Annotated in this window: 21 protein-coding genes; 16 read left to right on the forward strand and 5 right to left on the reverse strand. The window is 45.6% G+C overall.

Annotation, left to right across the window (positions count from 1 at the left end; all coding sequences use genetic code 11):
- Positions 1-184: 184 nt before the first annotated feature.
- Positions 185-322 (reverse strand): hypothetical protein, encoded by a 138-nt coding sequence (locus tag QUB39_RS09810; protein ID WP_333054970.1) that lies wholly within the window; start codon positions 320-322, stop codon positions 185-187.
- A 779-nt stretch (positions 323-1101) separates the two neighbouring features.
- On the opposite strand from QUB39_RS09810, the gene QUB39_RS09815 reads away from it, so the two are divergent.
- The 8 genes from QUB39_RS09815 (at position 1102) to QUB39_RS09850 (ending at position 11316) form a co-directional block, all read left to right on the forward strand.
- Positions 1102-4269, forward strand: coding sequence for an ABC transporter transmembrane domain-containing protein (locus QUB39_RS09815; RefSeq protein ID WP_333208751.1), 3168 nt, complete (start codon positions 1102-1104; stop codon positions 4267-4269).
- Positions 4270-4588: 319 nt separating this feature from the next.
- Positions 4589-6397, forward strand: a complete 1809-nt coding sequence (locus QUB39_RS09820) for an HlyD family efflux transporter periplasmic adaptor subunit (RefSeq protein ID WP_333054975.1) — start codon at positions 4589-4591, stop codon at positions 6395-6397.
- Between the two features lie 59 nt (positions 6398-6456).
- The gene (locus QUB39_RS09825) at positions 6457-6927 is read left to right on the forward strand and encodes a HetP family heterocyst commitment protein (protein ID WP_333054976.1); all 471 of its coding nucleotides are present in this window, start codon (positions 6457-6459) and stop codon (positions 6925-6927) included.
- Between the two features lie 723 nt (positions 6928-7650).
- Positions 7651-7911: a hypothetical protein gene (locus tag QUB39_RS09830; RefSeq protein WP_333054977.1), complete on the forward strand. Its 261-nt coding sequence runs from the start codon at positions 7651-7653 to the stop codon at positions 7909-7911.
- A gap of 109 nt (positions 7912-8020) precedes the next feature.
- Positions 8021-8281, forward strand: coding sequence for a hypothetical protein (locus tag QUB39_RS09835; RefSeq protein WP_333054978.1), 261 nt, complete (start codon positions 8021-8023; stop codon positions 8279-8281).
- Between the two features lie 128 nt (positions 8282-8409).
- The gene (locus QUB39_RS09840; RefSeq protein WP_333054979.1) at positions 8410-8649 is read left to right on the forward strand and encodes a hypothetical protein; all 240 of its coding nucleotides are present in this window, start codon (positions 8410-8412) and stop codon (positions 8647-8649) included.
- Between the two features lie 149 nt (positions 8650-8798).
- On the forward strand, positions 8799-10490 hold the full coding sequence (locus tag QUB39_RS09845; RefSeq protein ID WP_333485054.1) for a hypothetical protein: 1692 nt from the start codon (positions 8799-8801) through the stop codon (positions 10488-10490).
- A gap of 85 nt (positions 10491-10575) precedes the next feature.
- Positions 10576-11316 carry a peptidylprolyl isomerase gene (locus QUB39_RS09850; protein WP_333208756.1) on the forward strand — a complete coding sequence of 247 codons (741 nt, stop codon included), beginning with the start codon at positions 10576-10578 and terminating at the stop codon, positions 11314-11316.
- Between the two features lie 609 nt (positions 11317-11925).
- Here the strand turns inward: QUB39_RS09850 and recQ are convergent.
- The gene (gene recQ, locus QUB39_RS09855; protein ID WP_333054987.1) at positions 11926-14121 is read right to left on the reverse strand and encodes a DNA helicase RecQ; all 2196 of its coding nucleotides are present in this window, start codon (positions 14119-14121) and stop codon (positions 11926-11928) included.
- Between the two features lie 97 nt (positions 14122-14218).
- Between recQ and QUB39_RS09860 the strand changes: the two genes are divergently transcribed.
- The gene (locus QUB39_RS09860; protein ID WP_333037862.1) at positions 14219-14503 is read left to right on the forward strand and encodes a DUF427 domain-containing protein; all 285 of its coding nucleotides are present in this window, start codon (positions 14219-14221) and stop codon (positions 14501-14503) included.
- A 333-nt stretch (positions 14504-14836) separates the two neighbouring features.
- Here QUB39_RS09860 and QUB39_RS09865 read toward each other — a convergent pair whose 3' ends face one another.
- Positions 14837-15502 carry an L-threonylcarbamoyladenylate synthase gene (locus tag QUB39_RS09865; RefSeq protein ID WP_333054988.1) on the reverse strand — a complete coding sequence of 222 codons (666 nt, stop codon included), beginning with the start codon at positions 15500-15502 and terminating at the stop codon, positions 14837-14839.
- A gap of 75 nt (positions 15503-15577) precedes the next feature.
- On the opposite strand from QUB39_RS09865, the gene larC reads away from it, so the two are divergent.
- Positions 15578-17014, forward strand: a complete 1437-nt coding sequence (gene larC / locus QUB39_RS09870) for a nickel pincer cofactor biosynthesis protein LarC (RefSeq protein ID WP_333208759.1) — start codon at positions 15578-15580, stop codon at positions 17012-17014.
- Between the two features lie 233 nt (positions 17015-17247).
- Complete coding sequence (locus QUB39_RS09875; RefSeq protein WP_333278384.1) at positions 17248-17829, forward strand: Uma2 family endonuclease; 582 nt, start codon at positions 17248-17250, stop codon at positions 17827-17829.
- 289 nt (positions 17830-18118) lie between these two features.
- Here the strand turns inward: QUB39_RS09875 and QUB39_RS09880 are convergent, their stop codons facing one another.
- Positions 18119-20467 carry a PhoX family phosphatase gene (locus tag QUB39_RS09880; RefSeq protein WP_333054991.1) on the reverse strand — a complete coding sequence of 783 codons (2349 nt, stop codon included), beginning with the start codon at positions 20465-20467 and terminating at the stop codon, positions 18119-18121.
- A 372-nt stretch (positions 20468-20839) separates the two neighbouring features.
- Positions 20840-21307 carry a hypothetical protein gene (locus QUB39_RS09885; protein WP_333054992.1) on the reverse strand — a complete coding sequence of 156 codons (468 nt, stop codon included), beginning with the start codon at positions 21305-21307 and terminating at the stop codon, positions 20840-20842.
- 274 nt (positions 21308-21581) lie between these two features.
- Between QUB39_RS09885 and folK the strand changes: the two genes are divergently transcribed.
- The 5 genes from folK to QUB39_RS09910 all read left to right on the forward strand — a co-directional run bounded on the left by folK (position 21582) and on the right by QUB39_RS09910 (position 25879).
- Entirely contained in the window at positions 21582-22064 is a 483-nt protein-coding gene (gene folK, locus QUB39_RS09890; protein WP_333054993.1) for a 2-amino-4-hydroxy-6-hydroxymethyldihydropteridine diphosphokinase, read from the forward strand.
- A gap of 187 nt (positions 22065-22251) precedes the next feature.
- Complete coding sequence (locus tag QUB39_RS09895; protein WP_333055091.1) at positions 22252-22800, forward strand: NUDIX hydrolase; 549 nt, start codon at positions 22252-22254, stop codon at positions 22798-22800.
- Between the two features lie 149 nt (positions 22801-22949).
- Positions 22950-24395 carry an FAD-binding domain-containing protein gene (locus QUB39_RS09900; protein WP_333055093.1) on the forward strand — a complete coding sequence of 482 codons (1446 nt, stop codon included), beginning with the start codon at positions 22950-22952 and terminating at the stop codon, positions 24393-24395.
- Between the two features lie 207 nt (positions 24396-24602).
- Complete coding sequence (locus QUB39_RS09905) at positions 24603-25214, forward strand: Uma2 family endonuclease (RefSeq protein WP_333054994.1); 612 nt, start codon at positions 24603-24605, stop codon at positions 25212-25214.
- A 17-nt stretch (positions 25215-25231) separates the two neighbouring features.
- On the forward strand, positions 25232-25879 hold the full coding sequence (locus tag QUB39_RS09910) for a Uma2 family endonuclease (protein ID WP_333208764.1): 648 nt from the start codon (positions 25232-25234) through the stop codon (positions 25877-25879).
- Positions 25880-25979: the final 100 nt, after the last annotated feature.

Raw genomic sequence — 25979 nt, forward strand, 5'->3', positions numbered from 1 at the left:
CGATTGTGCGGCGGCAATCGCTGGGGAGCATCTCATATTTGTAAAAACACTTTTTCTGGCTCCTTCCTTCTTCCTTCTTCCTTCTTCCTCTTTTCTCCTGGCTCCTGACTCCTGACTCCTAACTCGAATTTCTAGCGGAGGGCGGCTTTCATTGAGATGCTCTCAATCGCTGGATTCTGCATAGTTAATTAGTCGCCACAAGTGTCTGGCATTGCATCACAGTAATTAACCGCGAAATCACCACCGTCAATCTTGGTTTCAACAGTGTCAGTAATTGAAAATACAAAGACTTGCCACCGCCCGTCGGGATGACAATCATCATATCCAGTTTTTGTAAAGCAGGTTCGACAATTTCCTGAGTTGGTTGTTGGATTCTACACTATTCCATGCTTTTGGAGAACCAATACACTGAGTGCGATCGCACAAAATTCCTTAAGCAGAGAAACCGATACTTTTAATCGGGGTTTAGATTGATAGTGATGGGTAGCGATAGTGATGGGTTTAGGCCATCACAGAAGTCACCCCCAAATGGAAGACCGTTATCAATAGCAAAACTTTCCATCTTACTTTAATCCGTTATATACCCAGACCAGAGGGTCAATTAATTGCTTGAATTGCTGCTACAAATTAACAGCCATCAATATTTCTTTACCACGATCCGGCCCTGGATTTCACAAACAAGCGTCGAAAATTGATGGTTTTTGAGTTGTGAATGTCAATTTCTGTGTATATATACGTATACCCGACACAACACCTGCCTCGCCCAGCTTCACAGAATCTTCACAAATATCCGTATAATTACTGTAGGTTTATAAAGATTACGTAAAGATTGCCCTTAAAGGTAGCCAAAACCACGATTCTGTAAGTTAAACTGAGAGCCAGCCAAAACCACACTTACGTAATCACCACAAAATCCTGAAAAAACGCAATTTTATATATCCTAAAGGCGTTGAAGGGATGCCGTAACTAAGAGGTGTTAATCGGACATATCGACAAACAGTTTGTAAGCCAACTAGGTTGCAACTAAACCAATAAAAATCGCTCATAACCGGGTTAGTTGCCATTCAAAAAAAATGAAACAACTTTTTGACAGGGTAAGTTATGAAAAAAAAATTAGGGGTGGGAAATCAACTTTTTAAAACCCCAGAAGCCTTGGAAAATTTCCCGGCTATTCAGAAAATTTTCGAGGAAGTCGGTGCAGGGCAGACTTTAGTGGCGAAATTAAATACAGCCTGTGAAATTTGCGAGTTTCAACTCGGAGATGAAATCACTCAATATCAAACATCAGATAGTAAAAATTTCCTTGAAAAAAAACAGAGCGATTCCCTACGGGATAGCTTCGCTTCACGCAATTTTTATTTAGTTTGCGAGGGAAGAGTCAGGCTGCTAGCGGTAGAAGCGTCGCAACAGCAGGAGATTTCGGCGGTGGTACTGGAAGTCGGAGCAATATTTGGCACAGATCACCTATTTATTGAAAGCGGACTGCCTTACAGGGCAATTGCGGCTGGGACTTGCCAAATCGGTCGAATTTCCGCCACCACATTGGAGCTGATTTTAGAAGAATTCCCGCAACTGCAACTGCACTGGCGGCAAGAATTTCAAAAGCGACAGCGGTTAATCTTTTTCAAGACACAAACAGATTTGCGATCGCTCCCTCCCCACAAACAACAGCTTCTGTGGCCGCACTTACTTCCTTACACAGAAGAAAGCCGAATTACTGCCGGAGTTTCCATCGCTGAGCACTGCCAAAACTCCAACAATCATTTTTGGCTCCGCAGCGGTCAAATTCAAGGTCAATCACCGCCAATTCTCGGCAGTAATTGGGAACATTCAGACGTAAAGAGCGACTGGATAGCGGTAACAGACCTGATAATTTACCAGCTTAGCAGCGAACAGTGGGAAATCGCCAACGCCACAATTAGTTCCGAAAGCAATTCCCGCCCTAAAATCATCCGCAAACCTCCAATCTTAAGCTTAGTAACGCCGCCCCAAAAGGCCAGCTCTACCTCACAAACCGAGCCATCAAAATTAACCGCAGTTGCTCAGCAAAAACCCGCAACCGGAATCATCAGCTTTCCCAAACCCAAGCATCTGCGCTGGTTGAGCAGCAGACACCCATTCATTCAACAACAGAGTTCAGCAGATTGTGGAGCTACTTGCTTAGCCATGATTAGCGAATATTGGGGTAAGAAATTCAGCCTAAATTACTTGCGGGAATTGGCAGAAATCGGCCGCAGTGGCGCGTCGCTCAAAAGTCTGGCAAAAGCAGCGGAAAGGATGGGATTTCAAACCCGTCCCGTGCGAGCTTCTTTAACTCCGCTGCGAAATCAAAATCCCTGGATTGCTCACTGGCAAGGCAATCACTACGTGGCAGTTTATCGGTTTAAAAATCAACAGGTTTTAGTGGCCGATCCGGCGGCGGGCAAGCGGTGGATGAGCATTAAAACTTTTACCGAAAATTGGACTGGGTACGCCCTAATTTTAGACCCAACAGCGGAACTATACCGCAATCACACTGCCGAACATCAAGGTATCAAACTTAAAAATTTTGTAGGCATAGTCTGGCCCTACCGGGGTGCGATCGCCCAAATTCTGATTCTCTCCTTGTTGCTCCAATTATTTGGTCTAGTTACTCCCCTATTTACCCAAGTAATTCTCGACCAAGTGGTTGTCAGCAAAAGCGTAGTAACTCTGCACGTTTTTGCGATCGGGCTGCTGCTGTTTAGTGTTTGGCGAACGCTGTTGGGTGCAACGAGACAGTATTTGCTGGATTATTTGTCGAACCGCATTGACTTGACTTTAATTAGCGGCTTTATCAGTCACACTCTCAGTTTGCCGATCAAGTTTTTTGAATCTCGTCAAGTGGGCGATATCTTGACGCGGGTTCAGGAAAATCAAAAAATTCAGGCATTTTTGACTCGCCAAGCTATTACGGCTTGGTTGGATGCTTTGATGGCTGTAGTTTACATCGGACTGATGGTTTACTATAACTGGCGTCTGGCGTTGTTGGTGCTGGCGTTGATTCCGCCGATCGTGATTTTGACTTTAGTTGCAACTCCCTTTCTGCGAAAAGTGTCGCGGGAGGTTTTTACCGAAAGTGCCAAGCAAAATTCATCTTTGGTGGAAATGATTACTGGGGTAGCGACGGTTAAGGCAACTGCTGCTGAGCGAGAAATGCGCTGGCGCTGGGAAGACCAATTAACCTGCATGATTAATGCTAAATTTCGCGGGCAGAAGTTGGCGAATTCTTTGCAGGTGATCGGGGGTGGGATTAATACTTTGGGGAGTACGGCTTTGCTGTGGTATGGGGCAATGCTGGTGATTCAAGACGAGTTGACGATCGGTCAATTTGTGGCTTTTAATATGATGATTGGGAGCGTAATTTCTCCTGTGCTTTCAGTGGTGGGACTTTGGGATGAGTTTCAAGAAGTGCTGGTTTCGATCGAGCGTTTGGATGATGTATTCTCTGCCCAACCTGAAGAAAGCCCTTACAAGCCAATGCTGGTGCTGCCTCGCATTCAGGGAAACGTCAAGTTTGACAATGTTTCTTTCCGTTATTCTCAGGATGAGGAACGCAATACGCTGCAAAATCTTTCCTTTGAGGTGCAAGCTGGAGAAACTGTGGCAATTGTCGGCCGCAGCGGTTCGGGTAAGAGCACTTTGGTAAAGTTGCTGCAAGGTTTCTATTATCCAGAAAAGGGGCGGCTGACAATTGACGGCCACGATATTCGGCACATTTCTTTGCAGTCGCTGCGAGTTCAGTTGGGTGTTGTTCCTCAAGATTGTTTCTTGTTTTCGGGAACGATTTTGGAAAATATTACGCTGTATAAAAACGGAAGCGATGCTGCTTCTGCAAGCTTGGAACAGGCGATAGAAGTGGCGAAGCTAGCAGAAGCTCACGCTTTTATTCAAGATATGCCGCTGGGTTATCAAACTCCTGTGGGGGAAAGGGGAACGAGTTTGTCTGGGGGCCAGCGACAACGAATTGCGATCGCCCGCGCTCTTTTGGGCGATCCCCGGATTTTGGTTTTGGATGAAGCAACTTCTTCGCTGGATACCGAATCTGAGCGCAGGTTTCAGCAAAATCTCGCCCGCATTAGTCGCGATCGCACTGCGTTTATTATCGCTCATCGGTTGTCTACGGTGCGTAATGCCGATCGAATTTTGGTTCTAGACAAAGGCATTTTAGCCGAACAAGGCAACCACGACGAATTGATGGCTGAACGCGGACTTTACTATCACCTCGCTCAGCAACAACTGGATATTTAAGTCATTAGTCATTAGTCATTAGTTATTGGTCATTAGTCATTGGTCATTAGTCATTGGTCATTAGTCATTGGTCATTAGTCATTAGCAAGACAAGGCTAAAGATAATTTTCATATCATGTCCGATCGATTAACCATAATATCCCGGTCGGGCGGGTTTTTGAGATTGTCAATTATTGGCAGGTATTGTTGGTGAGGGGATCCCCTACAAAAATCGCGATCGCTCGACCGGACATGATATCACTTACTTCTGACTCCTGACTGATAGCTCCTAACAACTCCCAACTGCCAACAGTCAACAGACTAATTTGGAGGAAAGACAATGTTTTCAGAAGATGCCAAAGAATTAGGCCACGCTCCTAACGAAATAGGCGAAGTTTATGGGGGCGTAGCTTCTAGGCAAGAAAACGAAATCCGAAAAAAAGAGCGCTCTTTAGAAGTTGTCGAATCTCAAAATCGCTCTTCTCAAACTCATGACGGTATCAATATTGCAAAATTACAGTTACGACAGCCTGATGCGAATAATTGGTCTACTTCTTTGCACTCGGTACTCGACCAGCCGCCAGTATCTTTTCCCCAGCGGTTGATATTAGGAGGAATGGTTTTTTCCGTAGCTTTTGGAGCGTGGGCAACTTTGGGAAAAATTGACGAGGTTGGTCATGCTCAGGGCAAATTAGTTCCCAAAGGCGCTGTTTACAAAATTCACCCGACGGAGACGGGAAAAATTATTAACCTCGCTATCAAAGAAGGTCAAAAAATCAAAGCTGGACAATTATTGGCGGAATTAGACCCGTCGAATGCCGAGAGCGAGGTGGAGCGTCTTGAGAAAATTCTGGACGCTTATCGGATTCAATTGATGCAAGAGATGAGTTCGATCGAGAGAACTCGACTGGAAGTTGAAGCGAGCCAAGCTATTGCGGCTGCGGACAAGCGGGGGGCTGAAGCTGCGATCGCCCGTGCTAGCGCTTCAGCGGCCACCACGCAGTCTCAAATCGAGCAATTGCAAGCAGATGTAGTGTCTCAGCAAGCGCGGCAACAACAGCTCAAACCTCTGGAAAACAATGTGCAAGACTTGCTCTCGCAACTGAAAACAGATATTAACTCCCAGCAAGGGCGGCGCGATCGGGTGAAACCATTGCAACGCAAGACTCAAGAATTGCTGGCCGGGTTGCAAGCAAAAGTGGTAGCTCACAAAGAGCGGATCGCGCGTCTCAAACCTTTGGTAGATGAGGGAGCACTGTCTAAAGACGTATTGTTTCAAGCTGAGGAAGCTCTGCGGGAAAGCGAAAATGCGGTGATTAGAAGCCAGTTGGGAGAGACAACTCAGGCTGACGATCGTGCCTTTGAAGTCGAGCAAACCGTTCGCGACAGGCAAAGTGCTGCCATCAGGAGTCAACTGTCTGATGCAACCGTGGTTAAGGAAAGGTTGTTTGAAGTCGAGCAAAATTTGCGCGATCGAACTAGCGCCATTTCTAGAACCCAAGGTGAATTAACTCAACAACTGGCAGAAGTCGATCGACTGCAAGCCGAAGCCGCCAGCAAACAAGCCGCAGCGCGCCAAATGCAGTTAGAAAAAGAGCAAAAAATTCAGCAGTTGGAAATGCAATTAAATCAAGTCAAATCCAAAATTGCCGAAACCCAAACCCTGCTCGATCAAGCAAAAAATCAGCTCAAACAAAGATTTCTCTACGCACCCGTCAGCGGAGTCATTTCCGCACTCAACGTTCACAACAAAGGCGAAGTAGTTCAACCGGGTCAAACTATTGCAGAAATGACTCCGAATCACGCTCCTCTGGTGCTGGAAGTGAGTTTGCCGAACCGAGAAGCGGGATTTGTCAAAACCGGAATGCCGGTGCAAGTCAAATTCGATGCTTTTCCTTATCAAAATTACGGCGTGATTCCGGGAAAAGTTTTATCTATTTCGCCGGATGCCAAAACAGACGAGCGATTGGGTGTTTTTTACCGGGTGGAAGTGAGTATGGATCGAGACTCAGTGAAAGCCAAAAACCAAACCTGGAAACTCAAAGCTGGCCAAACAGCTTCTGCGGAAATTGTCATTCGCCAGCGCAGCATAGCCGACATTTTGCTTGATCCTCTCAAGCAGCTACAAAAGGGCGGCATGAGTTTGTAGAACTTAGTTAAGTGGTTGTTGTCCTTTGTCACTCTTTATACACAAAACAGGATAAAATAATGAATTCCCAATTTCACCATTCTGCCAATCATTCCCAAGTTGGAATCAAACCAGAACAATTGGATGAGATAATTTCAGCCATCCTGGCAGGAAAGTATTCTTGGGCTTGTTTTTTACTTTTGCGGTGCACGGGTTACAACCCCCTCGACTATATCCCTTACCGTACTTCCAACCGCTTGCTTAAGGAAAACAGTCAAATCGGCAAGTCGAGTAAATCGGAAGCTAAGCCTGCATTGGGTAAAATTGCTGATTTAGATTATGTGGAAGTGGTGAGGGAAAAACGAGCCGGAGTTCGAGGGGGTTATGTAACAGAGGCTTTTACCGAGTTGCACTCAGATACCGCAGGTTTTGGACTTGAAGTCAAGGAAGGGCAATATCTCTCGATGCCGAAGGTTGAGTGTTTGCCAATTCCAAGTCAAGGATTTTTTGCGGGATTTAAGACGCGCTTGTTTAATTTGGCGGGTAAGTAATTTAGTCGAGAGATCGACAACCCGATTGCGGGCGTTGGGTGTACCAATTCTTTGGTTGACTCACCGCGGGCGATCGGGTTTTTGAGTGTCGAACATCCGCACTTCCGATAAATCTGCCAAAATGGCAACCTCGTGTGGCGATCGTACCTAATACTTTGTTAAGTAGGTCAACCTAAAAAAAGGGAATACCCAGATAAGCTGTTCGGCATTTAAAGGACTTGCGTAAGGTGCGTCAGCATCTAAGGTTTTCCGTTTCAGCGTAAGGGTTCACTCCTGACGCACCCTACTAGCCTCGTTACTGGTTTAAATGCTCCACAGCTTACCCGACTTCTTTAAGAAGTCGGGTATCTAAGATAATAACCTTTTACGTTGACTCAATCTCAAATCTCAAATCTCAAATCTCAAATCGGTTGACCTGTAATTCCTGCGGTTTAGCCTGGGCAGTCTTTATCTATACAAGTTATCAATTGAGCTAAATACTACAATCTTCCAGTCTCGTTAATAAACTCTAAAACGAGGCTGATTTTTGTATTTCAAAATACCTCGATTTTTTGTAGCTTTTGGACGAATAATTTACAAATATTCATGAATTTGAATTTACATTTTAATTTTCACAAATCTGCCAAATTGGCAACACAGCTCTAATTAGTCCAGATATATTAGGTACATCGAAAGCAAACAAGATTGCTTCGAGCAAGCACTTAACCAACAAGGGAAAAAACCATGATTATCTCTGACCTGAACCATGTCGAAGTTGTTTCCGAAGCAACCAGAATCGAAGGCGGTTTCACTGAATTTGATTTGATTGTCGGCCTAGTTTCATTCGGTTCATTCACTGCTGGCGTAGCAATTGGTAACGTAGCGGTAGCCGACGCTGGTGCCGATGCGATCGGTTATGGCTCATTTACCAAGGCTGCTACCAGCACATTTACGACTCCTTTTTCGAGTTCATCCGGTGCATTTTCCGTATCGGTTTCCGATTAAAAATTTGTCGCCAGTTGCTAGTTGAATAAGTCCGAACTGCTGGCAGCAAAACGATAGAATTACACAGTTTTTTAGTTAAACAAACCTGCAATAGTAAAGGCAAAAAACCATGATTATCTCTGATCTGAACCATGTAGAAGTTGTGTCCGAAGCAACCAGAATCGAAGGCGGTTTCACAGAATTTGATTTGATTGTCGGCAACGTTTCTTTCATTTCACTGACTGCTGGTCTAGCAATTGGTAACGTAGCTGTAGCCGACGCTGGTGCCGGTGCGATCGGTTATGGCTCATTTACCAAGGCTGCTACCAGCACATTTACGACTCCTTTTTCGAGTTCATCCGGTGCATTTTCTGTATCGGTTTCCGATTAGGAATTCAGTCGCCCGCTGCTAGTATAATTAAGTCCGCACTACTGGCAGCGGAACGATAAAATTACACATTTCTCAAGTCAAAAATACAGGCGTATCCAAGAATAATAATCAGATAAAGGTAAAAATCAATGAGAATTGAGGATTTGACATATTTGGATAAATTTTCTGACGAAGGCAATATTGTTGGCGGTTTTGCTTCAGTCGATATCAGTGTTTTTACCTCCGCGATCGGTGCATTCACCTCAACTGCTGCTAATTCTCAGTCTTGGGCAGTATCTTCGCCTTACGGTGGTTCTCTAGCGGTTGGTTACGGTCAGGTATTTGCGATCGCCTACACTCCCCCGTCATTTCCCAAGTTCCGAAACTAGATTCCGTGAATAATAGAAATTAAATAATTTTTATTATCTCGATAGGGTAATGAAATCAAAATAAAAATGTATAGCTCCATTGCTTTGACCCAGAGCAATCTTCAGTTGATTTATCCAGCTTAAAACAAATTTTAAGGAGATTAACAGCGATGCCTCAATTAGACGCATCTGCTCCTCCTACCCTAACGGTCGGTAGCAGCAGTCCAAGTGGCTCTAGCTTGTTAGCGGGTGGAACTGGTGCAAGTAATAGTGAACTTACTAACTATTCAGCATCTTCAGAACCAGCCCCAACAGCTAACATTTCTACTCCCAGCGAGGTTTCAGGAGGCAGCAGCAGTTCTGCCAAATCCACTTCATCCACTTCGGACAGCGGTGCAGGGAGTACAAGTAGTGCGACAGGTACTTCTCCAACGGGAGAATCTAGCAACAGCAGCCAAACAGTCTATACTCCGGGAGCCACCTCCAGCAGCGGTAGCGCTACAGCTACAGCCTCGGCGGGGGCTTCTCCGACGACAAGTGCCACAACTTCAGCCCCGGCAGCAACACCAACACCAGCACCAACACCAGCACCAGCACCAGCACCAACACCTGCACCTGCACCTGCACCTGCACCTGCACCTGCACCAGCACCTGCACCGTTAGGAGACAGCAGCGGTGCCAGCAGCAGCGCGACAGCGACTTCTCCGACAGGGAACAGCAGCAGCAGCAGCACTCAGACAGCATCGACTCCCGGCGACACTTCTAGCAGTGCGAGCGCCTCAGCTAGCAGCGGTTTAGATGCTCCGCCAACTACTAGCGCCACAGCACCTGCACCTGAACCAGCACCAACACCTGCGCCCTCAGAGAGTAGCAGTTCGAGCGAAACGAGCTCGATCGCCAATAATCAAGGCGTTACTAACAACAGCAGCGCGACAGTAACTTCCCCCGCAGGCAGTAGCACTAGCACTCAGACAGCCTATACTCCGGGAGCTACTTCTGGGAGTGCAGAAGCAACCGCTGCTACAGGCGCTCCACCAACAACTAACATCGCAACACCAGCGCCAACACCAACACCAGCGCCAACACCAGCGCCAACACCGCCAACACCCTCAAATAATCAGGATGCGGGTACGGGTGGTGGTGGCAGTAGCGCGATCGCTTCTAATCCGACAGATAACAGTAACAGCAATAATTCGATCGCACTTCCCGGTAACAATGCCAACAGCAATGCTGAGACAACGCCGCCTCCAGAAATGATCGCCCCAGAAAACTATCCTGACGCATTAACTATCAGCTATGACAGCAATGGCGACGGATATTGGCTCGGCACCAACGAGAGCGATGTGATTACTGGCGATAGCGGGAGCGATCGAATTTTTGCAGGAAGCGGCGACGATATTGTCACAGGTAACAAAGGTGATGATGCGATCCATGGAGGCGATGGCAACGACACTTTGCGGGGAGGAAAAGGTCAAGATTTGCTGATTGGTGACAACGGCGACGATTTTCTTTGCGGCGACTTCGGCACAGATACATTGATTGGAGGTAGCGGCGCTGATACCTTTGCCTTTAGATCCGAAACAGCGAGTGCAGCAGCTAATCCATTGTTAGCCGATCGAGTCGTTGATTTCAATTTCGCTCAAGGCGATCGAATTGGGCTGACAGGGGGACTTTCGGTAACAGACTTGACACTCGTCGCGTTTGATACTGACGGTGACGGTACGACAGACGCCACTCTGCTTAAGTTTAGTTCAAATAATGGCGATCGAATTTTAGCTGTTGTTTTGGGAACAGTTAACGCAGCGGGTGCAACAACTTTGAGCAATGCTGATTTTATTAGTTTGCCAAATGACATCTTGTAGCTAACCCTTAACCGTTAACCCCAACTACCCCGCAGGAATCTTCGGGGGATGAAGTTAATAAATTCATATAGGTTGAGAGAGAAAGATGAAAGACTTTTACGGGCCAATGATTGAAGCAAGTGAAATCATCGAACTACTCAAACAAGAGATGCAATTAAAAACATTTAGTCAAAAGGTTTTGCATAAAAAAGTTATTGAGAAAGCAGCCAAGGAACGGGAGTTAACTGTGACTCCAGACGAAATTCAAGCTGTGGGCGACCAACTCCGCCGCGAGAAGCGTTTGGAGAAAGCGGCGGACACGATTGCTTGGCTGGTCGATCAGATGATTTCCGTAGAAGATTTAGAGGCCGGGATTCGCGATCGGCTTCTCAGCCAAAAACTAGCCGAACACTTATTCAGCAAAGAAGTAGAAAAGATTTTTGTTCAAAACAAATTGCAATTCGACCAAATAATTCTTTATCAAATAATTGTTGCCAACCCCCAGCTTGCTCAGGAACTATTTTATCAAATTCAAGAAGGAGAAATCAGCTTTTTCGATGCTGCTCACCTTTACGATATTGACGAAAATCGTCGGCATATATGCGGTTGCGAAGGCAAGGTTTATCGGTGGGGTTTAAAACCAGACATAGCCGTCGCCGTATTTAGCGCTCAACCCGGAGAAGTAATTCGTCCAATTGAAACAGAACTAGGATATCACTTGTTTCTGGTTGAAAAGTTTCTCCCAGCGGAATTAACCCCTGAACGGTATCAAGAAATTTTGCACAATCTGTTTAACGAATGGCTGGCTAACGAAGTCAACCATTTATTGTACACTTCTAAAGTGTAGAAACTTAATTTCTCGCCGTCAAAAACCCCTATATATAATTTTGCCAAAACAAAGTACAATGCTAAAACTTAGGGTACTTCTGGGTGAAGAGAGAGACTTAATATCGTTTCCGGCTGCATCAATATTATTCAATCCTTGGGGCTGTGCGTGAGTGTAAACAGTCTCATGCTTGTGCATTTAAATATTCCTCCCTCTCACGCACTCTACTACTTAGATAAAAACTGGTTTTACGAGGTACTTATAGCTCAATAAGGTTCAGTTAAAAAGGTATTTTATCGCCCTAGCAGCTCACGAAAATTGAGAACAAAAGAAAGTCTCGGCGATAGCTTCTGGATTGCTTCGTACCCTCGCAACTGCGCGAATCATAGCGAACAATGACACACTTAGCTAACCCAAGCTTACTGACTTATAGCCCTCTTAAAATCACTTGTTAAATTTAAGTTTTGCCCACCCCCTATACGCCAGCTAGCAAAGCCAAATGAAAAAAATATATCTGTTAAAAACGCCACTCTAATATATTATCCCAAAAGCTACTTTTTGCATTCTCATTTTTCCCTCCTCTCTATTAATTATCTGCGTCCATCAGCGTACATCTGCCTACATCTGCGGTTAAAAACCGACATAATTTTGCCGCCACCAAGCCCGCACAAACTTAATTTCCTCAAACGTATAACGTTCTTCCAGAAAATCATAAATTGCTCTCAGTTTTTCATCCCCCATAACTTCAATAGCGTACACTATCGCCTGCTGGCGTTCCGATTCTACCAACAAATTTATATCAACTTCCCGGCCCATTTCCATCAATTCTATCAGATGCCCAGAAATAGTATTAGGGCTCATCCCCCGCGCATTAGCTATTCCTTGAACAGTCAAACCTTGTCGGTATAATTCCCAGGTTTGCATCTGCGAATAAGACGCAACGTTGGAAAGATTTGGAAGATTAGCGACATCAGAAGATGCAGCACCACTTGGCAATCCTTGTTCTTGACAAAAAGTGCGTATTGCCTCCAAGAAAACCTTACCGTACTTATCTCGCTTGTTGCTACCAACGCCGTAAACTTCCTCGAATTCTCTGAGATTTTGCGGGCGTTTTTCTGCCATATCTCGCAAGCTTTTATCGGCAAAAACTACGTAAGGTGGCACAAATTGTTCGTCGGCAATTTGTTTGCGTAGTGTCCGCAGTATGCTAAATAAAGCTTCTACTTCTACTGCCAAAGACCGAACTTTCGCCTGTACTTCCCGTTGGGGTTCAATGGCGATTTCAACTGTGCGCTGACGTTTCATAATTTCCCAACTTTTTTCATTCAGTTTCAAAATGGGAAATCCGTCTGTTCTTTCCTCTAAAAAACCTTGATTTAACAGGGAACGACTCAATTTTTTCCAATCGTCTGCACTTCTATCTTTGCCAATTCCGTAAGTAGAAAGTTTGTGGTGCTGGTATTGCAATACTTTTTGATTTTTGGAACCGCGCAGCACGTCAATAATGTGATTCATGCCGAATTTTTCTTGGCATCTGGCGACGCAAGACAGAAATTTCATTGCCTCAATCGTCCAATCTTCTACGGGTTTTTGGTTGCAACAGTTATCGCAAGTACCGCAGTTTCCGGGGAATGAATCGCCAAAATAACTTAACTGGATTGTGCGACGGCACTCGGTGGATTCTGCATAGTTGATTACTCGACGCAACTGTTGGCGGGCAATTCGTTGTTCTTGCGGGTCAGGTTTTTGCTCGATGATGTAGTCGATCATTTTGACATCGCCGTAGCCGAAAAATAAGCTGCAATGGGCGGGTTCGTTGTCTCGGCCTGCGCGGCCGGATTCTTGATAGTATCCTTCGAGATTCTTGGGTAAGTCGTAGTGAATTACAAACCTCACGTCTGGTTTGTTGATGCCCATACCGAAGGCTATTGTGGCTACCATTACTTGCACGTCGTCGCGAATGAAGCGGGTTTGATTGGTGGCGCGATCGACATCGTTCATGCCGGCGTGGTATGGTAAGGCTTGGATGCCACTTTGTTGCAATTTATAGGCAACTTCGTCAACTTTTTTGCGGCTGAGGCAATAGATAATTCCCGAACCGCCTTTTTTTTGGATGATTTGCAAAACTTCGGCAAAACTGTGTTTGGTTTTGGGGCGAACTTCGTAGTATAAATTGGGGCGGTTGAAGCTGGCGACGTGGATGTAGGGATTTCGCAGAGTTAGCTGCTGGATGATGTCTTGGCGGACGCGCTCGGTGGCGGTGGCGGTTAGTCCCATAATGGGAATGTCGGGATATCGATCGCGCACTCGCTGCATTTGCCTGTATTCTGGTCGAAAGTCGTGCCCCCATTCCGAAACGCAGTGGGCTTCGTCGATCGCAAATGCCGAAATTCCTAACTTATTTGCTACTATATCTAAAAACGGTAAAAATCTCTCACCGAGCAAGCGTTCGGGTGCAACGTAGAGCAATTTAATCTTACCTTCGAGAATTGCTGTTTCGCGCGATCGGGTTTCCTGAGAGCTCAAAGTGCTGTTGAGAAAAGTCGCCCCAATTCCATTATCCTGCAAAGCCTCCACCTGGTCTTGCATCAGAGCAATTAACGGCGACACAACCACTGTCAATCCCGGTTTCAACAGTGCCGGTAATTGAAAACACAAAGACTTGCCACCGCCCGTCGGCATGACAATCATCATATCCCGTTTTTGTAAAGCAGCTTCGACAATTTCCTGCTGTCCCGGACGGAAAGAGTCATAGCCAAAAAAATGTTTAAGAGCTTGTTCCAGGGACAGTGGCACAGAAGATATTGGCGGATGAGACGCTGGCATTTGCAGTAGTTGGTTGTTGGCTTCTCAACTATTCTATGCCTTTTGAGCACAAATACAGTTACAATAATTGAGAATCTCAATTTAACCAGAAAAACAGATGCCGAAAGCAATTTGGAATGGTGCCGTTTTGGCCGAGAGCGACAAGTGCGAAATTGTAGACAACAACTATTATTTCCCCGCCGATGCCATCAACCGTGAGTATTTCAAAGACAGCAGCACTCACACTACTTGCGGTTGGAAAGGTGTTGCTAGTTACTACAATGTCGAAGTCGGCGGACAAGTTAATAAAGATGCTGCTTGGTACTATCCAACTCCAAAAGATGCTGCTAAAAATATTGCCGGATATATTGCTTTTTGGAAAGGAGTTAAGGTAGAGGCTTAGGTTTTTTCCGCAGGTTTGTTAGCTGGCGATTCCGACAGGCCGCCAGGGAATTAATTCCCTGGCTCATAGCTGAAGTCGTCTTAAGACGACTGTGGAAATTAGGGAGGAATAACATAAGTTGCGATGAGTTCAAATAGAAATAATATCTAATATCTACTGATAGCGATTGCTCCTATGATAATTGTCAATCCTTTAAAATATAGGACAGAGCTTAATTAAATTCAATACCATAACCGCTATATTTAACAGTCCTCTTTGAGAGGACTTTCGCTCTCTCGACGGGGGTTTTGAACCCCCGGCGGACTGTTGGAGAAGCGAAAGCATCCTCAAAGTTTAATCGTTTTCCCAAACGGCGACAGCTTCCGAACCCAAACCACGGCGAACAACAATCGGTTCGCTTTGTGTCAAATCGAGAATGGTAGAAACTTGATATCCCGGATCGGAACCGTCATCGACAATGATATCTACTAACTTTGAAAAACAGTCAAAAAGTTCAGCTTTGCCAAAACTTTCTGCTTTTTCTGCTGGCACCGGTGCAGCACCTTCATCATCCGTGGTAATGTGAGCGGATGTTGAAATAATTGGATTTCCCAAGGCTTCCAACATGGTAAAACAAAGCCGCTGGTCTGGAACGCGAATTCCAGTGGTTTTGCGCTTCGGGCTCATTACCAACCGTGGCACTAACTTGGTAGCAGGCAGCAGAAATGTATAAGGCCCTGGTATTAACCGCTTGATAATTCTGTATGCTTCATCGCTGACTGTAGCATAGTCGGTGATATTTGACAGAGATGAACACAGGAACGTTAAAGGCTTATCATTGGATAGTTGCTTGATCTGCCTGACTCGTTCTACAGCAGACTTGGAGTTGAGATCGCAGCCGATCGCGTAAACTGTATCTGTCGGATAAAGCATCACGGCCCCATCTTTTAGAGCTTTGTTAATTTTCTCGATCCGGTCTCTTTGGGGTGCAACTGGATGCACTTCGTAAATAGTTGCCATGTTAAGATATTGCAGGCTAAGTGGGCGATCGAAATATCGAGTGAAACAATCAATGCTAAAAATTAATTGTTAACAATGAATAAAATAGCTTATTTTGACTGTCCAACCGGCATTGCTGGCGATATGTGCATCGGAGCTCTTGTCCACGCTGGCGTTCCTTTAGAATACCTAATCGAAAAACTCAATTTGCTCGGCATTTCGACAGAGTACCAGTTGCGGACGGAATTAGTCCACCGGAATACTCAACAAGCCACTAAATTTTATGTCGATTTAGCTGCGGATTTGTCGTTAAAACCAGAAAATCCCGCTACCGAACTCGATCCCTCGGAAACCGAATCCCCGACTTTTGACGCCCGCCACCACCATCATCACGGGGAAGAACATTCTCACAGTCACGGCGAAGCAGAGGCCGAAATTAGCCACAGTCATCACCGCAATTTACCCGAAATTGAGCAAATCATCGTCTCTGCAAAATTGCCTCCGCGCGTGGAAGCCGGGAGTTTGGCCGTATTTCGCAAATTAGCAGAGGCAGAGGCTGCAGTACACGGTATCCCCGCAAGCGAGGTTCACTTTCACGAGGTGGGGGCGACGGATGCAATTATTGATATTGTGGGTACTTGTTTGGGTTTGGATTGGTTGGATATTGAGGAGTTTTACTTTTCGGCGATGCCGACTGGTGGCGGTACGGTGAAGGCGGCCCACGGCCGATTAGCGGTGCCGACGCCGGCGGTGATGCGGTTGTGGGAAACGCACCGAGTGCCGGTTTATAGCAATGGGATCGATCGCGAATTGTGCACTCCTACGGGAACTGCGATCGCCTGTACTCTCGCCGCTGGTTTCGGCCCGCCACCGTCGATGCAAGTTCAGGCGATCGGTTTGGGTGCAGGTTCTCGAAACCTGGCAATTCCTAATATTTTGCGCCTCTGGATTGGGGAGAAGTCAGAAGGAAGTTCGGCAACGGATTCTGTAACGGATGTAACGGATGTCAGAAAGAGGGCAGAAGGAAGAGGGAAGTTTTTAAACAATACTCAATTCCCAATTACGGATTCCCAATTACCAATTACCAATTCCATAGAAACTATTACGGTACTGGAAACGCAAATTGATGATTTGAGTCCGCAGGCGATCGGCTATGTTTTTGATGCTTTGTTTGCCGCCGGAGCTCTGGATGTTTTTACTGCCCCAATTGTGATGAAAAAGTCGCGGCTTGGGGTTTTGTTAACTGCCATTTGTCATCCAGAATTTGAGGATGCTTGCGAAGCTGTGATCTTTCGCGAGACTACTACTTTGGGAATTAGGCGATCGACTCAACAGAGAACTATTTTGCACCGAGAAATCCAGACTGTTCAAACAGAATACGGCGAAGTCAAGATCAAAGTGGCGAAGTCTGGACAAACGATTGTTAATGTACAGCCGGAATACGAAGATTGCGCGGAAATTGCCAGACTTAAAAATATTAGCTGGCGGGAAGTTCACCGCTTGGCGCTGCAAAGTTGGTACGATCGCACTTAATCAATTACAGTGACTTACATGAGGAATTTAGTCCCTGACGGGCTGACAATCAGTCAGACCCAGCAGGCTTGAGGAATATCTAAATCAGAGGAATCAAAACCTCTGATATCATGTCGGGTCGATTACCCCTAATACGATAGGGGCGGGTTCACGAAAAATATCTGCCAATAATTGACCATCTCAAAAACCCGCCCTTTTAATCGCTTTTTCTTCAAGCTATTATAGAAACATACTTGATTCTCGATCGCATTATGGTTGCCTTACCCGATCGCCCATCGATGAGTGCAGAAGAATACCTGGCTTGGGAACCCACCCAAGAGGAACGCTACGAGTATTGGGATGGCGAAGTCGTCGCCATGAGTGGGGGCACCCGCAATCACAATCGAATTTCAGGAAATTTCTTCAGAATCCTAGATGATGCCCTTGTCGATCGCCCTTGCGAACCTTACATCGCGGATGTCAAAGTCCAAGTGGAACGAGGGCAAAAATATTTTTATCCTGATGTTGTGGTAACTTGTGATGAGCATGATAACGATCCGCAATTAGTGCAATTTCCTTCCTTAATTATCGAAGTTTTATCGCCTTCCACTGAAGCAGCAGATCGCGGCATAAAATTTGCTAAATACCGCCAATTTTCAACACTGCAAGAGTATGTATTGGTGCAAGTTGAACAGCCAGGAGTAGAGATATTTCGGCGCAATCAACAGGGGCAATGGGTTCTATTCGAGTATGGTTTAGGCGATTCCTTGCAACTTGAATCGGTGAATCTAGAAATTGCGATCGCCGATTTATATCGCCAAGTACAATTTTCTTAGTCTCGTATTTGTGTGTTACTAATTTGTAGGGTGCGTCGCTACCAGATGAGAAATGGAACTTGCAGATTGACGGGTGGCGACGCACCTTACCATTTGTGTGGTGCTAATATTTCAGAGCCCCGACTTCTTCAGCCAAGTCGGGGCTTTGGGTGTTCAGTTTTTTGAAATGAGCTTACTTAACCAGGATTTACGCACTCGACAAAAGAAACCGGGTTTTTTACCAAATCTTCGGACTGCAACGCGTCTTTTCGTAAAAAACCCGGTTTCTGAGCCCCATCGTAAGTCCTATTTAAACAAACTGGCCCGTTGGAGTCGATCGCACCCGACGAATTCCAATCACCGACGGCATCGGCGAACGACGCCTGTCATTCTCAATATTACTCGGCCACAAACTGCCGCGAGAAACACTACGAGTCTGATTAAAAACAGCACCGTTCAAATCCAACATTTCAATTTGCCGACTCAGTACAGTACCATCATCGATCGGACAATCTTCCCCAGGATGCTGCACCGCAAGCAACAGCGTATCTCCCACAAAAGTCGGCCCCGTCATTTCGCATCGGTTCGGGCCGTAAGCAAACGGAATTACTGTTCCTGCATTCGGCCCAGAAGTGGGAATATAAAACAGCCAATTGTTGCCAAAAACACCAGTCAAATCTGACACATTTCCAGTCTTGTTGTGGTCGATCGTCTTTGGCTCTCCACTCGCACCGACATCAAAACCGTTGTGCGTGCTCGTAGACATATCAGTGACGACCCAAACATTGCCTTGAGGGTCAAAATCCAAATTGTCTGCATTAGCAAATCCCGCCCCATCTACCGCACCGGCTTCTCCACCCTGAGCCAAACGCTGCCAGCGGAACGTCAAACCCGCACCGTCGGGACTGTCTTCAATTATTTTGTAAAGTCCTCCCGACTGCTGATTGCTGTTGACTGCGCTACCGTATTTAGCAACATTAAAAATGCGAGAATCTGGATAGCCGTCGCTTCCCGGTGCGCCGTCAGTATAAGCAATGAAAACTTCCTTCGTAGTAGGATTAACTTCCAAATCTTCCGGCCGCGCCGTCGGAGTGCCACCAATCAAATTAGCAGCTAAGAAAGCATCAACTAAAACCGCGCCTTGGCTGCTGTAGAAATTAGCCAGAGTTTTATTTTGGTAGCCCGAAATTGCTGTTGCTTCATTGGTTGTATCTACTACAAAAGAACCGCCGTCTTCGGTTTGACCAGCAATTCCGGCGCGTTTGGGCAAGCGAGTAGCGGCATCTCTTTGAGCTTTGCCAAAACTTGCTAATTCCGCCTCGCCAACTCTAGAAGGACGCACCGGATTTGTCGGGGTATTTAATGTCAGTGGCAGCCATCTTCCAGTACCGTTGCGGTTATATTGGGCAACGTACAAAACCCCATCTTCAAACAATCGGCTGTTGTTTTTATCTGCGGGATTGGTGACATTACCGTTGCTGACAAATTTCCAGGTGTGTCCGCCGCGCCGATCGTCCCCCATGTAGCCTATTAACTTGCGGCCTGCTTCAGCGCGAATCGCGACGTTTTCGTGGCGGAAACGGCCCAACCATGAGTGCTTCCGGGGGCGGAAACTTGGATCTAGGGGATCGACTTCTACCATCCAGCCGTATTTTTCGCCGACTAAGCCAAATTCCTCACCGATAGTGCCCTTGGCGTAGCTGGTTTGGCCACCGTTGGGTTTGACGTTTTCCTGAACCCCGACGAAAAATGCTTCGCTACCTTGGAAGTTTTCTTCGGCGGAGAGGATTGTTCCCCAAGGGCTTGTGGCGCCGGAACAGTTGTAGGCTGTACCGATGATGCGGTTGCCGAGTCCGTCGGTGTTGACTTGCGCGAAGACTTGGGTAGCTGCAGGGCCCGTGCCGATGAGGTAGTTGTCGTCCCCTTGTCTGGTTCCCCAGGAGGTGACATCTTTGTATTTGTCGGTACGCTGGCTGTTGATTCCGAGGCCGGAAAGTCCGTGAATACGGCGGTTGAGGGGGTCGCCGGCGATCGCCTGAAATCTGCCGTTGGCTTGTTTGGTGATGCGGACGATCGAACCACCGAGATTGTACAGGAATTCGCCGATGGTATCGCGATTCTTTACGGATAAGTCTATACCGAGGACGGCGCGCTCGGTTGTTGGAAATGATGCCAAGTCTGACGGGGTATCGGGTGCCTCTTTCGACATTGGGAAGGATACGTACTCGTGGTTAACCCAGAGATAACCGTCGTCATTGCTGCCGCGAAGGCCTACAAAGCCGGTGTAGTCGCAGTTGTAGCCGAAATAGTCTGCCGGATTGGGAAAAACTCGATCGCCCCAGCGGACAATCACGTAACGTTCGTATTCCGGCGGCACAACCACATCGTCAACAATGCTGTAACTCGTTAATCTAGTATCCTGTGAGGCAGCCATCACAGTTCCCTGTCCGTTTAAGCCCATCGGCATAAAGCTGGACAATTCTCGATAAATCGGCAGCGGGTGGGGAAGTCTTAACGGAGTGAAAGATAGCGGAACTACAGCTTCGGCCGAGGTGGAATTGATGCCGAATAGTGTTTTAGTTACTTGAGGGGCAAGCACAGTGGTAGCTGCACTGCTGCCGAAGAAAATTAGCAGTTGTCGGCGAGTTATTTTAGACATAAATTCCTGTTCAGCCCAACTTCCCTAATCAGATGATTCCGTATGAAACTATATCACTGTTCAATTAAGGGAAGTTAACCTGAAGGTTAATTAACATTGGGAGATATTTAGGTTAACAACAAGTTAAAAATAGGAAATTATAGCAATCATAAATCATTTGTGAATTTCTTACTCCCTCCCCTTGATAAGGGGAGGGTTGGGGTGGGGTAAAAATTTCACGAGTCATTTAGGATTGCTATAGTATGAGAGAGATATTTAGGAAAAAATATCTATCCGTGTATCCGTGATTTCCGTGTCGTGCTGTTGGTTATTTGTTATTTGTTATCTGTTACCAATGCCCGATGCCCGATGCCCCATGCCCGATGCCCGATTTCAATCATCTCGAAAACCTGGATCATTTTCTCTGGAGGTCGATCGACTAGGCGCAGGTACATTCCTCACTTGCGAAAATCCAGAATTTGGGGACGAAATACCGCCGTTTCTGAATCCCAGCAGCAATTGAGCATCGGCAAAATATCTAGTCCACTGTTCGATTCTCGCATCTTGTTGCCAGTCGCGACGGGATACTCTCGATCGCAAAACTGGAACTCTTTGTCGGCTGCGATCGGCTGTAATAATGACTGTAACTTCTGTTAATGCCGGATTTTCTTGAAACTCGCGGGCGATCGACTCTTTCGCTAAATCTTCCGCCTGCTGCACTAAACTCGCAAAAGATTGACTACCGTCCGAATCTAGGGTAAGGTAGCGCTCTTTTGTTTCAGCCAAACCTATTGATATACTTGCTGTTAAACTGATAATTGCTAGAATGACAGCCGACAATAAGCGTAGGTACAAATTCATTATGTTTGAAACTAAATACTAACACTTGTCAATAATAGTTAATAAAATTTAACATACTGTTAAGCTTAAATTAAAATAATATTTTGTGTTATCAGAATGCGCCAAAAATGCAGGCTTTAGGGGGAAAGTTTCGTAAAAATACAACTTGTATGGGCGGGTTAAACCCGAAATCTGTTTAGGAATCAAAGAATATTGATAAACCCGCGCCGCCTTAATCTTCTCTCTTCCTGACATCCGTTACATCCGTTACACAATCCGTTGCCGAACCTTCCTTATGAAACTAACAAAATGTGCGATCGCCCTCGGTAGCAACTTAGGCGACTCCCTAGCCACACTCTCTAGCGCGATCGTAACCCTAAACAACACCCCAGGAATAGCAGTAAAATCCCATTCAAGCTGGTATCAAACCGCCCCCGTCGGGCCGCCCCAACCCGATTACATCAATGCCTGTGCCATCCTAGAAGTTGCACTAGAACCCGAACAATTACTAGCAAAATTATTAGAAATTGAAATAAAATTTAATCGAATTCGCCGAGAAAAATGGGGGCCAAGAACCCTCGACCTAGATTTGCTGCTGTACGACAATTTAATCCTAGAAACTCCCACACTGACTCTACCTCATCCCCGGATGACCGAAAGAGCTTTTGTATTAGTACCTTTAGCAGAAATTGCCCCGGATTGGGTGCATCCGGTGACGAAAAGTGCGATCGTCCAACTCCTGCAAACCGCAGACTGTTCGGGAGTGCAAAAATTGTAACTGTAAAAAGTGAGTACAATTCACCGATCGTACCAGTTTCAAAAAAAATGCAACCGTAGCTAAGCTGCCAACTGTGATAGTCATCAGTCATTCCCAATCTAAAATCTAAAATCTAAAATCTAAAATCGTATTAGATCGCCTATGATGTCTTAAATCGGTGCACCCTAACATTATTCGCTTGTCGCTTATGTCGATCGGTCAAGAACTACCCCAACTCCTCAAACAACGCCTATTTTACCAAGGGCGCAAATTCAACTTTGACGTAGCCACCCTCCGTCTTCCCAACGGTTCCGAAGGCGAGTGGGAATGTATTCGCCACCCAGGCGGAGCACTTGCAGTTCCCGTCACACCCGAAGGTAAACTCGTCTTGGTACGCCAATATCGCTTTGCCACAAAAGGGCGAATTTTAGAATTTCCCGCAGGTACAGTAGAAATCAATGAAAATCCCGCCGAAACTATCAAACGAGAAATCGAAGAAGAAACCGGATATCGCGCCGGAAAATGGCAGAAATTAGGGCAATTTTTTCTCGCCCCCGGTTATTCCGACGAAATCATTTATGCTTTCTTAGCCCAAGATTTGGAAAAACTGGAACAGCCGCCAGCACAAGATGATGACGAAGACATTGAAACAGTTCTATTCACCCCTGAAGAATTAGAAAAAGCTATCTTAGCTGGGGAACCCATTGATGCAAAATCTATTTCTAGCTTTTTCTTGGCACGTCCCTTTTTGATGTAAATCTGACTGACGGAAAAACCCGGTTTCTTATAAAAATCGTGCGTCCAACCGATAAATATTAACTTAGAAACCGGGTTTTTGAACCCGCTTGTGTCCAGAACTGTAAAATCTAAAATCTAAAATCTAAAATCTAAAATCGAATGTCTGATATATCCAATCTAATTTTATTTTGGCACCGCCGCGACTTGCGTATTTCTGACAACATCGGACTGGCAGCAGCGCGCCAGCAAAGCCCGAAAGTAGTCGGAATTTTTTGTCTCGATCGCAATATCCTAAATCGCGATGACGTAGCCCCAGCCAGAGTCACCTACATGATCGGCTGCTTGCAAAAACTCTCCTCGCGTTACAGGGAAGCAGGCAGCCAATTGCTGATCATTCAAGATGACCCGATCCTAGGAATACCGAGATTAGCAACAGCTATAAATGCCCAAGCAGTATTTTGGAACTGGGATGTAGAACCCTACGCCAAACAGCGCGATCTGGCCGTCTCAAACGCCCTCCAACAAGCAGGAATTCAAGTTCAAAATTTCTGGGATCAACTCCTGCACGCCCCAGATGAAATTCGCAGCGCTACAGGGACTCCCTACACAGTTTATACACCATTTTGGAAAAAATGGAACAGTCAACGAAAAGCCCAACCAGTAGAGACACTGCCGATAACTTATCTGGAATTAATGACCGGATTAACCGCCGAAGAACAAGCAATCGCCAACCAAGCAGGTGCAAGGGAAACAGTGCCAACTGCCTCTAGTTTAGGATTTATTTGGGAAAACCCATTAGTAATAGAACCAGGAGAAGATGCAGCGCAAAAAAAATTAGAAGAATTTTGCGATCGGGCAATTTACAAATATCAAGGACAGCGCAATTTTCCCGCCATTAACGGCACATCCAAACTCAGCGCAGCCCTCAAATTTGGTGCAATTGGCATCCGCACTGTTTGGCAAGCTACCCAAATAGTAATGGACACTTGCAGCAGCGAAGAAGCGTCTACAAGCATCCGTACTTGGCAACAGGAAATAGCGTGGCGAGAATTTTACCAACACGCCATGTATAACTTCCCAGAATTAGCAGACGGCCCCTACCGTCAAGCATTCAAAGACTTTCCTTGGGAGAACAATGAAAAACTCTTTCAAGCTTGGTGTAAAGGCAAAACAGGCTATCCTATTATCGATGCAGCAATGCGGCAGTTAAATCAGACAGGTTGGATGCACAATCGCTGTCGCATGATAGTCGCCAGTTTCCTCACCAAAGATTTAATTATTAACTGGCAGTGGGGTGAAAAATACTTCATGCAAAAATTGATAGATGCCGACCTTTCTGCTAATAACGGCGGCTGGCAGTGGAGTGCATCTAGCGGCATGGACCCGAAACCTTTGCGAATATTTAATCCGGCGAGTCAAGCTCAGAAATTCGACCCGGAAGGGGAATATATTCGGCACTGGGTTCCCGAATTGCGTCGCGTTGATACTAAATTTTTGCTAACAGGAAATATTTCGTCTTTAGAACGCCGACTTCTTCATTATCCCTCTCCGATCGTAGATCACAACGAGCAGCAGCGCAAGTTTAAGGAACTGTACACGCAGCAAAAAATTTAAACATCACACCCAGAACCCCGACTTTTTGAAGAAGTCGGGTTTCTAGCTGCCCTTATTACACCTACCTAATTAATATGTGATATCATGTTCTGTTAATTCCCCTTAAAAAAATTGTTTGTAGTAAGGACTTGAGTCCTTGTTGACTCTATTCGAGGACTCAAGTCCTCACTACGAACTATTGATGGCTATATGAACGGAGAATTTTTCATGATTCAAACCATAATCAAATCTATAACATTTGAAGACTTTTTAGAATGGTATCCAGATGGAAAAGGACGTTTCGAGCTACGCAATGGAGTAATAGTTGAGATGAACCCAAATGGAGACCATGAGGAAGTTACAGGTTTTCTGCTTCGTAAAATTAACGTAGAAATTGACCGTTTAAATCTTCCTTATGTAACACCTTCAACTTATTTTGTCAGACCTCCCGAAACGACCACGGGCTACCAGCCGGATATTATAGTCTTAGACAAACCAGCCTTAATGTCAGAGCCACTCTGGAAAAAATCATCAGTTATTTCTCAAGGTAGCTCTGTTAAGCTTGTTGTCGAAGTAGTTAGCACTAACTGGCAAGATGATTACCTGGTAAAAGTGGCTGAGTATGAAAGATTGGGTATCCCGGAATACTGGGTTGTTGACTATGCTGCCTTGGGTGGTCGGCGGTTCATCGGCAATCCCAAACAACCTACTGTCTCGATTTACCAGTTGGTAGAGGGGGAATACCAGGTTAGCCAGTTCCGAGAGGGCGATACGATTATTTCGTCTGCCTTCGGGGAACTTAATCTGACTGTTGAGCAGGTTTTTAGCTCTATAATTTAAATAAATCGGAGGTTGAAATGGTAACGCTGCAATTAAGGCAAATCATTGTACCACCTGGACAGAGAGTGCTGTTAAATGATGTCAACTGGCAGGAATTTGAAGCAATTTTAGAAGAGTTGGGAGAACACCGTGGCTCTAGAATAGCTTACAGTCAAGGAACTTTGGAGATTAGGATGCCACTACCAGAACATGAATTCAATAAGGAAATCATTGGCGATATGGTGAAAATATTACTCGAAAAACTTGAAATCGATCGAGAATGTTTTGGTTCGACGACTTTTCAGCGAAAAAGTATGTTACAAGGAATTGAACCTGACAATTGCTTTTACATTCAGAATTATGCTCTAATGATTGGCAAAAAGCGGATAGACTTAACTATCGATCCGCCGCCTGACTTAGCTATTGAAGTGGATATAACTTCCAAAACTCAACTCGATGCTTACGAAGCTTTGGGAGTACCTGAAATATGGCGCTATGAAAATAAAAAGCTTCAGATTAATGTGCTTCAAGATGGGAAATATGTTGAATCGGAAATTAGTCCGACTTTTCCAAATCTGCCAATTATTGAAGCTATTTCTCAATATTGCGAACAAAGCCAAACAGTGGGCACGAGTCAAACTCTCAGATTGTTTCGCAAGTGGGTTAGAGACCAAATACAAAATTGATATGAAATCGGTCTTCCACGGACTTGCTGTAAGGAATCCGGCTTATTTACGATCGCCAAAAAGCAATTTTCTCACAGCAAGCGTCCTAATTCCGTTTTAT

The organism is Microcoleus sp. AT8-B5 (assembly GCF_036705565.1).
Classification (GTDB): domain Bacteria; phylum Cyanobacteriota; class Cyanobacteriia; order Cyanobacteriales; family Microcoleaceae; genus Microcoleus.